This window comes from Priestia sp. D51 (genome assembly GCF_053345675.1).
The window spans coordinates 815661-829628 of sequence record NZ_JBLTIR010000001.1; the positions used below are offsets into that span (position 1 = coordinate 815661).

At 39.0% G+C, this 13968-nt stretch carries 14 protein-coding genes; 10 read left to right on the forward strand and 4 right to left on the reverse strand.

Annotated features, from left to right (window positions below; all coding sequences use genetic code 11):
- Positions 1 to 75 precede the first annotated feature (75 nt).
- Together ACNHOZ_RS04235 and ACNHOZ_RS04240 are read left to right on the forward strand one after the other, a co-directional pair.
- The gene (locus ACNHOZ_RS04235) at positions 76 to 633 is read left to right on the forward strand and encodes a DUF2179 domain-containing protein (RefSeq protein WP_013058767.1); all 558 of its coding nucleotides are present in this window, start codon (positions 76 to 78) and stop codon (positions 631 to 633) included.
- 103 nt (positions 634 to 736) lie between these two features.
- On the forward strand, positions 737 to 1228 hold the full coding sequence (locus ACNHOZ_RS04240) for a CcdC family protein (protein ID WP_013084715.1): 492 nt from the start codon (positions 737 to 739) through the stop codon (positions 1226 to 1228).
- 31 nt (positions 1229 to 1259) lie between these two features.
- On the opposite strand, the gene ACNHOZ_RS04245 is transcribed toward ACNHOZ_RS04240, so the two are convergent.
- Complete coding sequence (locus ACNHOZ_RS04245; protein ID WP_028411360.1) at positions 1260 to 1685, reverse strand: DUF2621 domain-containing protein; 426 nt, start codon at positions 1683 to 1685, stop codon at positions 1260 to 1262.
- Between the two features lie 276 nt (positions 1686 to 1961).
- Here ACNHOZ_RS04245 and gabT point away from each other — a divergent pair, with 276 nt between their 5' ends.
- The 3 genes from gabT (at position 1962) to ACNHOZ_RS04260 (ending at position 6292) form a co-directional block, all read left to right on the forward strand.
- Entirely contained in the window at positions 1962 to 3317 is a 1356-nt protein-coding gene (gene gabT, locus ACNHOZ_RS04250; RefSeq protein WP_028411359.1) for a 4-aminobutyrate--2-oxoglutarate transaminase, read from the forward strand.
- 148 nt (positions 3318 to 3465) lie between these two features.
- Positions 3466 to 4836 carry a sigma-54 interaction domain-containing protein gene (locus ACNHOZ_RS04255; RefSeq protein WP_028411358.1) on the forward strand — a complete coding sequence of 457 codons (1371 nt, stop codon included), beginning with the start codon at positions 3466 to 3468 and terminating at the stop codon, positions 4834 to 4836.
- Positions 4837 to 4867: 31 nt separating this feature from the next.
- Positions 4868 to 6292 carry an NAD-dependent succinate-semialdehyde dehydrogenase gene (locus tag ACNHOZ_RS04260; RefSeq protein WP_028411357.1) on the forward strand — a complete coding sequence of 475 codons (1425 nt, stop codon included), beginning with the start codon at positions 4868 to 4870 and terminating at the stop codon, positions 6290 to 6292.
- 36 nt (positions 6293 to 6328) lie between these two features.
- Here ACNHOZ_RS04260 and ACNHOZ_RS04265 read toward each other — a convergent pair whose 3' ends face one another.
- Complete coding sequence (locus tag ACNHOZ_RS04265) at positions 6329 to 6571, reverse strand: hypothetical protein (protein ID WP_028411356.1); 243 nt, start codon at positions 6569 to 6571, stop codon at positions 6329 to 6331.
- A gap of 123 nt (positions 6572 to 6694) precedes the next feature.
- Here ACNHOZ_RS04265 and ACNHOZ_RS04270 point away from each other — a divergent pair, with 123 nt between their 5' ends.
- Together ACNHOZ_RS04270 and ACNHOZ_RS04275 are read left to right on the forward strand one after the other, a co-directional pair.
- Positions 6695 to 6862: a hypothetical protein gene (locus ACNHOZ_RS04270; protein WP_165573659.1), complete on the forward strand. Its 168-nt coding sequence runs from the start codon at positions 6695 to 6697 to the stop codon at positions 6860 to 6862.
- A gap of 107 nt (positions 6863 to 6969) precedes the next feature.
- Positions 6970 to 7464, forward strand: coding sequence for a metal-dependent hydrolase (locus tag ACNHOZ_RS04275; RefSeq protein WP_228459494.1), 495 nt, complete (start codon positions 6970 to 6972; stop codon positions 7462 to 7464).
- Positions 7465 to 7500: 36 nt separating this feature from the next.
- On the opposite strand, the gene ACNHOZ_RS04280 is transcribed toward ACNHOZ_RS04275, so the two are convergent.
- Positions 7501 to 8706: an ATP-binding protein gene (locus ACNHOZ_RS04280; RefSeq protein ID WP_048019872.1), complete on the reverse strand. Its 1206-nt coding sequence runs from the start codon at positions 8704 to 8706 to the stop codon at positions 7501 to 7503.
- A gap of 239 nt (positions 8707 to 8945) precedes the next feature.
- Positions 8946 to 10373: a cryptochrome/photolyase family protein gene (locus tag ACNHOZ_RS04285; RefSeq protein ID WP_080968624.1), complete on the reverse strand. Its 1428-nt coding sequence runs from the start codon at positions 10371 to 10373 to the stop codon at positions 8946 to 8948.
- A gap of 165 nt (positions 10374 to 10538) precedes the next feature.
- On the opposite strand from ACNHOZ_RS04285, the gene ACNHOZ_RS04290 reads away from it, so the two are divergent.
- The 3 genes from ACNHOZ_RS04290 to ACNHOZ_RS04300 all read left to right on the forward strand — a co-directional run bounded on the left by ACNHOZ_RS04290 (position 10539) and on the right by ACNHOZ_RS04300 (position 13967).
- The gene (locus tag ACNHOZ_RS04290; protein WP_048019874.1) at positions 10539 to 11396 is read left to right on the forward strand and encodes a hypothetical protein; all 858 of its coding nucleotides are present in this window, start codon (positions 10539 to 10541) and stop codon (positions 11394 to 11396) included.
- Between the two features lie 251 nt (positions 11397 to 11647).
- Positions 11648 to 12340 carry a copper homeostasis protein CutC gene (locus ACNHOZ_RS04295; protein WP_014458532.1) on the forward strand — a complete coding sequence of 231 codons (693 nt, stop codon included), beginning with the start codon at positions 11648 to 11650 and terminating at the stop codon, positions 12338 to 12340.
- Between the two features lie 262 nt (positions 12341 to 12602).
- Entirely contained in the window at positions 12603 to 13967 is a 1365-nt protein-coding gene (locus tag ACNHOZ_RS04300; protein WP_048019875.1) for an aspartate aminotransferase family protein, read from the forward strand.
- Position 13968 lies beyond the last annotated feature (1 nt).

Below are 13968 nucleotides of genomic sequence, written 5' to 3' on the forward strand. Positions count from 1 at the left end.
TACTATATCTTCTATAAATACGGAGTGATACAATGAAATCGTCATATTTTTAATTGTTAAAAAGAGGTGTATAAATTGAAAGATATTTTGTTAATCTTGCTTTTGCAACTGATCTATGTACCGATCTTGACGCTGCGCACAATTTTTTTAGTCAAAGGTATGAGTATGTATGCCTCGGTTTTTGGATTTGTTGAAGCGTTAATTTATGTATTTGGCTTATCCCTAGTATTTTCAGGAGATCAAAGCACGCTTGCTATGGTTGTATACGCAGTTGGATTTGGAGTGGGAATTATACTTGGAAGTTATATCGAATCTAGGCTTGCTATCGGATATACAACATTCTTAGTTAACCTTATGACCAAAAATGAAGAGTTAATTAACCGCCTTCGACAGGAAGGTTTTGGTGTTACTGTGTATCAAGGTGAAGGAAGAGACAGTGCACGCTATAGATTAGACATTTTAACAAAAAGAAGTAGAGAAGAAGAGCTATTAGCATTCATTGAAGAATATGAGCCTCGTGCTTTCATTATTTCATACGAGCCGCGTAAATTTAAAGGCGGGTTCTTACTAAAAGCAATGAAAAAGCAAAAACAAAAGCAAAAAGCAAAAGCAGATATTACCTCTACTAAATAAAAACAGAAGAGATCCTCTTCTGTTTTTTGTTGCACTTTTACTTCTGATGTTTTTTGGATTATAATATAAGTACACACTAAACTATAGTAAAGGAAGGATTTCATTGGTTATTGCTTCAACACTTGTCGCAATTTTTATGGCTTCTTTCATATTAGTTGTTCGAATGAAAGCCGCTGATAAACCAACGAATGCAAAAAAAATTATACTTCCGCCTTTTTTTATGAGTACGGGAGCGTTAATGTTTATCTTTCCAATGTTTCGAGTAACGGGTGCAGAACTGCTTGAGGCGTTAATAGCAGGCATGATCTTCTCAATCCTGTTAATTAAAACGTCTAAATTTGAAATTCGTGACGATCATATTTACTTGAAGCGTTCAAAAGCTTTTGCATTCATTATTATTGGTTTGCTTATTATTCGAATTGCAATGAAAATATATTTAAGTTCTTCAATTGATGTTGGCCAGCTTGGCGGTATGTTCTGGATTTTAGCATTTGGTATGATTGTACCTTGGCGCATTGCGATGTACACATCGTACAAAAAGCTCGAACGAAAGCTGCACAATGATCGTCTTGGAAATACAACGATATTAAATTAAAAAAGGTGGCTACGCAGCCACCTTTTTTGATTTAAAATAAATGCTGATAGGGGACGGCATCTATTTTTTGCTTTTTTAATGTTTTTAATAAAAATTTATGATCACGTTTAGGCGTAGCTAAGATGTATCCACGTACGATTAAGTCTTCTGTTATAGAGGCGGCTTGTTCCTCAAGTGCGAGTTCCCCAATTTTCCCTGCAATTTTTTGTTTGGCCACATCGCGAAATAGTTCAGGTACTGGTTCAACAAGAACGTTTAATAGCTGCTTTTGATCCGCTGACCAAAGGTGAATGGTTTTGGAAAGATAGTGATCTTGCCAATCAAGTTCAGACATGCCGTCTTCTTTTGGTAAGCGCTTTAAAAATTTTCTGAACATAAAAAATCCGCCGATAGCAAACATGCTCATTAAAAAGACAACCCAAAATAAAATAACCCATAAAAACCAGCCCTCTAGCATATTTTTCACTCCTTTATAAAGAGATTAATCATAACATTACTATATTTATACATTTATTATAAAAGCCTTGTTCCTTTTATGGCAATATAAAATTCCTGCACTTTATGTGAAAAGAGAGTCATTTTTGACTTATCGATAAGTTTATATTGACTTATCGATAAGTGAATTATCGTTAGAATTATCTAAAAATGCTTATTTTTCCGCCTTTTAAAAGTTGGCACGATTTTTGCATATAAACTAATTGAAGAATTATTTAATATGAGAGGAAGATAAAAAATGAGTCAAACTTTTAGCAAAGTAGCAACAAATTTACCGGGAGAAAATGCAAAGCAATTATTAGATAGAAGACACCGTGCCATTCCGAAAGGTGTAAGTTATGGCATTCCGACATTTGCTGATACGGCTGAAGGGGCGATCGTTAAAGATGTCGATGGCAATACGTTTATTGATTTCGTAGGGGCAATTGGCACAATCAATGTAGGTCATAGTCATCCAAAAGTGAAAGAAGCGCTTCACAAGCAAGTAGACCGTTTTATTCACACAGGATTTAATGTCATGATGTATGAGTCATATGTAGAGCTTGCAGAAAGACTAGCAGCAATTGCTCCTGGTGAATTTGACAAGAAAGTATTACTTTTAAATAGCGGAGCAGAAGCTGTAGAAAATGCAGTGAAAATTGCTCGTAAATATACAAAGCGTCAAGGAATTATTTCATTTAACCGCGGTTTCCACGGCCGTACATTAATGACAATGACAATGACAAGTAAAGTAAAGCCATATAAATATGAATTTGGACCGTTTGCTCCTGAAGTATACAAAGCTCCATATCCTTATGAGTATCGCCGCCCACAAGGATTATCAGTTGAAGCATACGAAGAGTTTATGATTACTGAATTCAAAAACTTCTTAAATACAGAAGTAGCACCAGAAACGATTGCAGCTGTTGTAATGGAGCCAATTCAAGGTGAAGGTGGTTTCATTGTTCCAGGTAAACGTTTTGTGCAAGAAGTGTATCAATTATGTAAAGAGCACGGAATTTTATTTGTATCAGATGAAATTCAAGCTGGTTTTGCACGTACGGGCCGCTACTTCGGTATTGAACACTTTGACGTTGCACCAGATTTAATTACAGTATCTAAATCACTAGGAGCTGGTGTACCGATTAGTGGTGTCATCGGCCGCGCTGAAATCATGGATGAATCTAATCCTGGTGAGCTTGGCGGAACGTACTGCGGAAGCCCTCTTGGATGTGAAGCGGCTTTAGCTGTACTTGATATCATTGAAGAAGAAAAGCTAAATGAACGCGGTGAGTACCTTGGAAAAGTGGTAACATCACGATTTGAAAAATTAGCAGAAAAATATGACTGTATCGGTGATATCCGCGGATTAGGAGCTATGTCTGCTATCGAGCTTGTGAAAGACCGCGAAACAAAAGAAGCGGATAAAGAGCTTACACAGCGCATCGTAAAAGAAGCAAACAAACGTGGATTATTACTGCTTAGCGCGGGAGTATTCGGAAACGTTCTTCGTATCTTAATGCCAATTGTTATTACAGATGAGCAGCTAGAAGAAGGCTTAGCTATTTTTGAAGCAGCACTAGAAGCAAGCGTGCAGCAAACGGTTGAAGTATAAGAGAAATTGAGGCATGAGTGAAGAGAGAACTCTTCACTCATTCTTCATGAATCACAAAGAATGGATATGTTTGGACACTCTATTTATAGATTTTTCATTTTCTGATAAAATAAAATAATAATTATTTTTTGACGAAAAGGTGATTCAAATGACCATTCATAAAAAGCAGATTCAGCAAATTAACGACGAACTTTACGATATATTTGAGTCATCATTTGATGAAATCTTTGTAACTGATGCAAATGGGTATGTATTAGTTGTAAATTCAGAGTGTGAAAAAAATTATGCTTTGAAAGTGGAAGATTTTATTGGAAAGCACGTAAAAGAACTTCAGGAAATGGGCATCTTTTATCCTTCGGCCACGTTAAAGGTGATTGAATCTAATCAAGCAATTGAATTGGTTCAAAAAACAAACTCAGGCCGATATCTTCATGTGCGGACTAGGCCAGTATTTACTAATGACGGGCAATTGAAAAGTGTTATTAGCTATTCTCGAGATCTCACAGACTTAATGGAATTAAAACGAAAAGTAGAAGAGATGGAAGAACAGCTTGAAAACTATAAGAAAGAGTTAAACGAATCCGTAGATTTAGAAGGAATCGTAACAAAAAGCGAAGCGATGAAAAAAGTTTTTTCAACCATTCAACGAGTGGCTTCTGTAAATACAACCGTTCTCTTACTTGGAGAAACAGGGGTAGGAAAAAGCAGAGTAGCAAAACTGCTTCATCAGCTTAGTACAAGAAAACAGCAGCCGTATCATGAGCTTAATTGTGCAGCGCTTCCTGAACAGCTTATTGAGTCAGAGCTATTTGGCTATGAAGGCGGTACGTTCACTGGAGCATTTCGCGAAGGGAAAAAAGGGATCATTGAGCTTTCGAACGAAGGCACGCTTTTTCTAGATGAGATTGGTGAACTTTCTCTTTCAGCACAAAGTAAGTTGCTCCATGTACTGCAAGACCGTACAATTCGTCCCGTGGGCTCAACAAGAGCAGTATCAATAGACGTACGAATTATTGCTGCTACGAATCAAAACCTGGAGCAAATGGTCGAAGAAGGAAAGTTTAGACGTGATTTGTACTATCGACTTAACGTGGTGCCAATTACGATCCCACCTTTACGAGAGCGAAAAGAAGATATTCTGCCTCTTGTCTATCAGTTTCTTCATCATTTTAATACGGTATACGAACGTAATGTACGCTTATCACCAAAGGCATTAGACGCATTTTTAGGGCAGGAATGGAAAGGAAACGTTCGCGAAGTGGAAAATATCATTGAGCGTCTGGTTGTTACAGGAGAAGAAATGATTACGCTTAAAGACTTGCCATTTGCAAAAGAGTTTGCTATCGATCCACCTGTGCATACGCTTCCTGAAATGATTGAACATGTGGAAAAAGAAATGGTCATCAAGGCGTTTGAACAGCATAGGTCATCTTACAAAGTAGCCGAACAGCTTGGTATTAGTCAATCACAAGCGAGCCGTAAAATTCGAAAATATGTGTCGGACAGTACCGAACAGTGAGTAGATAAATTTAAGCAGGGAGTGAAGAAATATGAAGCAAGCAAACTTATATATTAACGGAGAATTTGTTTCGGCAAATGATACATACGAAGTGGTAAATCCAGCAACAAATGAAGTAGTAGCTACCGTTGCAAAAGGCGGAGAAAAAGAAGCAAAGCTAGCAGCAGATGCTGCTTATGAAGCGTTTCAAACATGGTCTAAAAAAACAGCAGAAGAGCGCGGTAAATTATTATTTAAATGGCATCAGCTGATCGAAGAACACACGGATGAACTGGCTGAAATCATGACAGTCGAGCAAGGTAAGCCTCTTAAAGAAGCAAAAGGTGAAATTGGCTATGCCAACGGATTCGTTTCATGGTACGCAGAAGAAGGAAAACGCATTTACGGAGAAACAATTCCAGCTTCTTCTCCTAATAAACGATTATTTGCTCATAAGCAGCCTGTGGGAGTTATGGCAGCTATTACACCTTGGAACTTCCCGGCAGCTATGATTACGCGTAAAGTAGCCCCAGCTCTAGCAGCTGGATGTACAGCGGTTATTAAACCGGCAGAACAAACGCCACTAACGGCTCTTCGTCTAGCAGAGTTGGCGCAGGAAGCAGGTATTCCAAAAGGCGTAATGAATGTAGTTACAGGAGATGCAAAAGCGATTGGAGAAGCGTGGCTTCAAGATGGACGCGTACGCAAACTATCGTTTACGGGCTCTACAGAAGTAGGTAAACTGTTAATGCGCGGAGCAGCTGATACGGTTAAAAAAGTGTCTTTAGAATTAGGAGGACACGCTCCGTTTATCGTAACAGCAAATGCTGATTTAGATAAAGCAGTAACAAATGCAATTGCTTCTAAATTCCGTAACGCTGGTCAAACATGCGTATGTACAAACCGCATCTACGTGCACGAGTCTATTGCTAAACCGTTCGCAGAGCAGTTTGCAGCAGCCGTTAGTCAGCTGAAAGTCGGAAACGGCTTAGAAGAAGGTACGGATATCGGACCTTTAATCGATGAAAAAGCGTTAGAAAAAGTAAAGCGCCACTTAGATGATGTTGTAGCAAAAGGTGGAAACGTCTTAACTGGAGGGGCTGTACGCGAAGAGGGAAGCGGACTTTTTGTTGAGCCTACGGTTGTAGATGGTGCAACGGATGATATGCTTTGTATGTACGAAGAAACATTCGGACCGATTGCTCCAATTGCGACGTATCAAACAGAAGAAGAAGTTATTCGCCGTGCAAATAACTCGCCTTACGGATTAGCAGCTTATGTGTTCACTGAAAATATTTCAGAAGCTATTCGTATTGCTGAAGCTTTAGAATATGGTATTGTAGGACTAAATGATGGACTACCTTCTACACCACAAGCGCCGTTTGGCGGCTTTAAAGAAAGTGGACTTGGACGTGAAGGCGGACATTACGGAATTGAAGAATATTTAGAAGTAAAATATATTTCTTTAGGCTTTTAATAAAAAGTGATTTCGCTTTCCTGCGAAATCACTTTTTTAGTAATAGTACACGTGGGGAATTTGTGCATGGATTGATTGAAAATTCATGAATAAAAAACAAAACTCCTCAAGAGTACAGCATGCAAGGTCTTCGCAATCGTGAGAATTAAAAAAATCTTCTAGTATAGTTGGTTCGGCGTCTTTAAATAACCAGTGGTGTTCAACATCTTCAAATTTGCCTCGATAAACCTCGCTCAGTCCATAAAAGTCAAATATATCTTCCAACTGCTTTTGGTGCATAGCCATCCCTCCTCTTCTTAGTATAAGAAAAAGAAAGAGATATTAAACAAGCCGTCATACTACTTTGTTTTTTTGAAAAAATCTCGTATAGTTAATAGTAATGACAAGCAAAGGAGTTTCGGCATGTTTACATATATTACGTTATTTGGTTTTCTTGGATTCGCTGTGTATTCGAGTACGTGGATTTATTCCATTGTCAAAAAAGATGGAAGAGCAAAGAAAAATGGAAAGGGTACTCTTATTAGTTTTCTTGTGATGCTTATCGGGTTAGTCGGTATGCAGTTTACATAACTATAGATTATTTTGACATTTTTACCACCTTCACTTATAGTTAACGTTGGGCGAACATATGTATGATTTTGGTTACGGTGCTTGCCTTAAGTTGAAAAAGAAAGAAGGTGGCATATTTGAGATATCACACACATATTGCAACATCGATTGCTGCCGGTGCCGGTGTGGCTATAACAGGAGACGCTTCGTTTACATTTCCTTATGTTGTAGGCATTGCGATTGGAGCGCTGCTTCCTGATATAGATGAACCAAATTCATATATTGGTAGAAGATCTCTTGGTCTCGCAAAAGTCATTAAATCTATTTTTGGACACCGAGGTATCACGCATTCTATTCTTGCAAGTGGACTTATTTTTTATTTACATACGATGTATAACAACGATTTTACATTAGGGATAGCCTATGGATACGCTTTTCATATTCTTGGAGATTTCTTTTCTAAACGAGGGGTACCTTTTTTCTCTCCTCTTAGCAAGAAGAAGTTTAAGCCTCCTTTAACATATGAAACAGGTGGTGGAGCAGAGACTCTCATCTTTTACCTGGCAGTGATAGGAAGTTTCTATATGCTTTATAAGTATCAGCTGTACACCCAGCTGTTTTAAAGAAAGAAGCCATCTGAGTAAATTAGATGGCTTCTTTTACACTTCTACCACATAAAGTTCAGGCGTTTTCATAGGCAGGGTAATGGTAATGCTTGTGCCGTCATTTTCTTCACTTGATACGTGGAAAAAACCATTATGCTCGTTAATAATTTTGTTGCAAATGGTTAGTCCAAGGCCTATTCCTCGTTCTTTGGTTGTATAAAAAGGCTCTCCTATATGAGGGATACGCTTTGAGTCAATTCCACATCCGCTATCTTTTATCACAATGCATAGCGTTTCTCTAGCTGATTTTTCAATCGATACAGCCAGCTTGCCGCCGCTTTCCATAGAATCAATGGCATTTTGTATAATATGAATAAATGCTTGGGTTAGCTGTGTTTTTTGCCCACTAATGAGCAGGGGATATTCTTTTGGATAATGGCGAATGATGTGGATGTTTTTGACTTCGGTAACCGGTTCAAATTGCTTTAATACCTCATCTAGCAAGTCTGTCATAATAAGGCTTTCTGTATAAGCGTACTCTCGTTTAGCTAAGCTCATAAATTCTGCGATAATATGTTCAATTTGTGAGAGTTCGTGCTGAATGAGATCTCGATAAATCATTGTTTTTTTCGGCTGCTGTGTCTCACTGAACAGTTGTATAAACCCTTTAATGGTTGTCAAAGGATTTCTAACCTCGTGTGCGATACTTGCAGCAAGGTGACCAATGACAGAGAGTTTTTCTGAATTCTGGATCTTTTTCTCTGCTTGTCTTTTCTCTGTTACGTCTCGTGAGATAAATACAAACCCTTCGATTTCTCCAGTAGCTGTAATAATTGGAGCGCCTTTACATTCTAATAAAACGATGGTGCCATTCACGTGAAACTTTCGGTATTCAAATGTGGAGGCATCTTTTGTTTTGCTCATGTTAGCTAAAATAGTCGAGATTAGGTGCTTGTCTTCAGGATACGCATTGATAAGCACATGTTGTCCAATAAGTTCATCAGGATAAACCCCTAATGTTTTAGCGTAAGAAGGAGAAGCGTATTCATAAATGCCATCTTCAGTAATAGCACATACTAAATCATGGGTATGAGATAAAATAGCTTGATGCTTTGGTTCATTGTCATCGGCAATGATTCGATCTTTTAATGGATAAAAAAGCTGATCTTCTTGGTTGGTGAAGGTGTGACGAACTTGAGTGCCGCACATTCTGCAAAAATTATAATCTTCCTTATAGTTACAAGAAGGACAAACGGGCATCGAATCACTCCAATCAGATCTATGCAGTGAGAGAGTTCTCAAGCACATATAATCATTATTATATATTCAAATTATAGGAAAAAATATGAAAAATCAAATGTGCTATAGAGAGGGAAACTGGGCTTGAAAACCCTATAAATGGATTTCAAATACATGTTTTTAGTTGCAAATAGATGCGAAATGGGAATTTTTACACATTTAAAAAATTAAGACGTCAAATAAGAGGTGAATAATACCTCTTATTTGATGTCTTGATAATGCTCTAGCGCACGCTCTCTAGCTGCTTTATGATCGACAATTGGAGTCGGATATGTTTTATCAAGCGTAACGTTTGCTTTTTCTAATACGTCTGCTGGAGCCTCCCAAGGTTTATGAATGTAGGAGGAAGGCAGATCTCTAAGCTCTGGAAGCCACTTTTTAATATATTCTCCTTCTTTATCAAATTTTTCTGATTGAGCAGTTGGATTAAAGATACGAAAATATGGCGCGGCGTCTGCTCCCGAGCCTGCAACCCACTGCCAGCCCATTGTGTTGTTAGCTAAATCTGCATCTACTAAGGTATCCAAAAACCAATTGGCTCCGTGTTTCCAATGAATTAAAAGATGCTTTACTAAAAAGGAAGCAGCTACCATTCGAACTCGATTGTGCATAAAACCTGTTTCCCACAGCTCCCGCATTCCGGCATCGACAAGGGGATAGCCGGTTTTTCCATTTTTCCAAGCTTGAAGCTCTTCATTGCCGTCCGCCCACTGAAATTGCTTGAATTTTTCATTCAGCGGTTCACTTGTAGTATGTGGGAAATGATAAAGCAGCTGATAAGCAAAATCTCTCCATACAAGTTGACGAACAAACATTTCAGCTTGATGGTCAAAGGCATCAGAGCTTACTTTTTCTGCTTTAGTTCTCAAATAATGATAAAGTACTCGAACTGAGAGCTGTCCTGTAGAAAAATAAGGAGATAGAAATGAATTTAATGCTTCAGCGGGAAAATCTCGTCCTTTTTCATAGTGAAGCAACTTCTTCTTTAAAAACGTTTTAAAGGCATTAACAGCGCCTTTTTCCGTAGCTTCCCACGTCGACTTAATCGTTTCGTCCCAGGGGATGCTTGGAAGTAAATCGAGATCTGAGACCGAAAGAGATTCAATTGGTTTAGAGAAGGCCTGTATGGAAGTAACTTTTTTTACAGCAGAAGATACGGAATGTTTTTGAGAAGCTTTATAGTAAGCTGTAAATACTTTATAAGGATCTCCATTTTCTTTTGTGATTTTCCAAGGTTCATGAAGGAGAAATCCTTCAAATGTGCGAATATTTATTTGTTGCTCTGAAAAAAAAGCTTGAAGCTCTTTATCTCTTTTGAGCGCATGTGGTTCATAGCGTCTGTTCCAATAAATATCTTGTGCATTCGTTTCATGGAGTAATTTTTGCAACACATCTGTAGGGTTTCCTTTTTGTACAATTAGCGTTCCTTGTATTTGTTCGATCGAAGTTTTAAAGTCATTTAGCGCATGGTGAAGCCACCATTTACTTGCACTTCCCATTGAGTTTTCTTCATGGTCGTCATGGATATAAACAGGTACAACCATTCCTTCTTTAGCTGCGTGAAATAGAGCTGGGTTATCAACCAGCCGAAAATCTTTTCGAATCCATACGATAATGGTTTTATTCATCATGTGCCACCTTTCTATCTGCAATTTGCCTCGATTATAGCTTTTTTCTCATACGTTATACAATTTTGAATGTGTAGAAGGCCTATTTTCTTATGGACGAATTTCAGATTGATGGTAAAAAGAATAACGTAAACAGAGTAAGAGAATGGGAAGGAGCCCTTAAAAATGAGAAATTCGTATGGAATGAAACAAACCGGACAACCGATATCCAATCCATATATGCAAGCAGCACCTAAGCCTGCTAAAATGCCGCCGATGCCTTCTGCAAAGGAAATGCAGGCAATGCCGATGCACGGAGAAATGCCGCCGATGAAAGACGGAATGCCGTCGATGCATGGCGGAATGAGTCAAATGCCAACTATGCAAAAAGACATGAATCAAATGCCAATGTACGGAGAACTACCGCCAATGCATGGAGGGATGGATCAAATGCCCATGAAAGACGGAATGCCGCCAATGCATGGAGGGATGGATCAAATGCCCATGAAAGACGGAATGCCGCCAATGCATGGAGGGATGGGTCAAATGCCAATGCATGGAGGAATGCCGCCAATGCACGGAGGGATGGGTCAAATGCCGATGCAAGGTGGAATGCCGCCAATGCACGGAGGGATGGGTCAAATGCCGATGCAAGGTGGAATGCCGCCAATGCACGAAGGAATGTGCCAAATGCCGATGCAAGGTGGAATGCCGCCAATGCACGGAGGAATGGGTCAAATGCCGATGCATGGAGGAATGCCGCCAATGCACGGAGGAATGGGTCAAATGCCAATTCAAGGTGGAATGCCGCCAATGTACGGAGGAATGGGTCAAATGCCGATGCAAGAAGGAATGCCGCCAATGCACGGAGGAATGGGTCAAATGCCGATGCAAGGTGGAATGCCGCCAATGCACGGAGGGATGGGTCAAATGCCGATGCATGATTGCGGATGCCGCGATGTCTCAGCACCTGTTGGTCATCAGCAGCCTCATTCTTTAAATGAGTGGATGTTCATGCAACAAACAAATCCACGCTCTTTTTAATAAACCCTTTACCCTAGATAAAAGGGATGTATTTTTGGATCTTTAGTATAAATATAGAATTTTATTGATTGAAACGTCATGAGAAAAAGAATAGTTCTTACTCTTTTTCCATGACATTCAATTTTTTGAAAATATTAATCACATCTTTTGGGTGTTTTCTTACATAAGAGAGTTTGGTAGAGTTTTTTAAGTATAAATACAGGGAAAAGAAGGCAAAAGCTCTATATTAAAGGGGAAAGGGTGTTTTTAGAATGATATTAGAAGTCACAGCTGCAACCTTGCATGATGCTAAAGTTGCCCAGGAACATGGTGCCGATCGTATAAGTCTTGTAACTGGAATCGGTGAAGGCGGCTTAACCCCAAGCTACGGTTTGATGAAAAAAGTGAAAGAAACGATACATATCCCAATATTTGTGATGATTCGTCCACATAATCAATCTTTTCAATATGATGAAGATGATTTGCAAACAATGATTGAAGATATTCACTATGCAAGAGAAATTGGCATTGATGGAATTGAAATTGGCTGTTTAACAGAAGACAAAATTATCGATGAGCAAGCTTTAAAGCGACTGCTGGATGCGGCAGGAGAAATGAACGTAACGTTCCACTTAGCATTTGATGAAATCAGTGATCAAGAAAAGGCGCTTGAAACGCTTTTAAGCTATAAGCAAATTCAGCGTGTCATGACTTCAGGAGCGGATAAAAGTGCGCTAAACGGTATTCCTCATATTAAAAAGCTGTTAAGAAGAATGAAAGATAAAGATATTATTTTAATCGGGACAAAAGGGCTGAAGCCTGAAAATCTTCAAGCGTTCTTATCCGTTACTCCCGTGAAAGAAATTCGTATTGGTTCAGGGGTTCGAGTAAATTGTCAATATACGAAACCGCTTGACCCAAGGAGTGTAAAAGCTGCAAAAGAAACGATGAATAAGCAAAAGTAACAGAAGTGCTACAAGAAATTGTAGCACTTTTTTATTTGGAAATAGAAAGGGACTTATTACATAGTTTTCCCTAATTGGAAAACAACATAAAACTCTTTCAACCCTTGATACACAAGAGAAATACTGAGTTTTTGCGACTGTAGAGTGAAATAGGAATAATTTCATATTTTCAGAATAATTATTGACAGTGATAATCATTATCATTTATTGTTGTAATTGTTAATGAAAATCATTATCAATTGAACAAACAGGAGGATATGATATGTCAACGTCAACGAAACAACTTACATCAAACGAAATGCTGCTTGCTATGCAAAATGAACGAGAATCCAATGCAAGATCTTATCCTAGACGCCTTCCTATTGCGATTAAACAGGCAAAAGGCGCCGTGATCACGGATATGGATGGAAAAGAGTATATTGATTGTTTAGCAGGAGCCGGCACACTTGCTCTTGGTCATAACCATCACGTAGTTCATGAAGCAATTCAAGACGTTTTAGCAAAATCTATTCCTTTACATACATTAGATTTAACAACGCCTGTAAAAGAAGCTTTTATCGATGAAGTATTCGCTAGTTTGCCGGAAAATTTCGCAAGCAAAGCGAAAATTCAGTTTTGCGGTCCCACTGGAGGAGACGCAATTGAAGCGGCTTTGAAACTTGTGAAAACAGCAACAGGCAACCGAACGATTTTATCTTTTCAAGGGGGATATCACGGCTCCACACACGGAACATTAAGCATCAGCGGTACAACGAGTCCAAAAAAGCACATTCATGCGCTAGTGCCAGATACACATTTTTTACCCTACCCATATGAATATCGCTGCCCTTTTGGCGTAGGTGCTGAAGGACACACGTATATTAGTACATATATTGAAAATATGCTGGATGATCCTGAGAGCGGAATTGTTACTCCTGCCGGTGTTGTAGTAGAAATTGTACAAGGAGAAGGAGGCTCTGTTCCAGCACCGATTCCATGGTTAAAAGAGCTTCGGCGAATTACAAAAGAACGAAATATTCCGCTTATTGTGGATGAAGTTCAAACTGGAATTGGACGAACAGGAAAACTGTATGCATTTGAGCACGCTGATATCGAACCAGATGTATTAGTACTGTCTAAAGCCATTGGAGGAAGCCTTCCATTATCCGTTGTTCTGTATGATAAAAGGCTTGATCAATGGGAAGCAGGTGCACATATCGGCACCTTTAGAGGAAATCAGCTTGCAATGGCTACAGGACGGGCTACTCTGCAATTTATAAAACAAGAAAACTTACCTGCGCATGCTCACGAGTTGGGAGCCTACATTCAAAGCCAGCTAAGACATATTCAAAAGCAAGTATTGTCGATTGGAGATGTACGCGGAAGAGGTTTGATGCTGGGTGTTGAAATCATCGACGCGACAAAGCCGGCTAATAAAATCGGCAGTCATCCTGCAAACGGTGAGTTAGCTAAGCTGATTCAAAAAGAATGTTTTAACAGAGGCGTCATTTTAGAAGTCGGTGGAAGGCATGGTGCTGTTATTCGTTTGCTTCCTCCATTAATTTTAACGAAACAACAAACGGATGAAATATTAACGAAATTTGAAGAAGCGGTAAAAGCAGCAGAAGAGAAGTGGGTGAATAAATAGA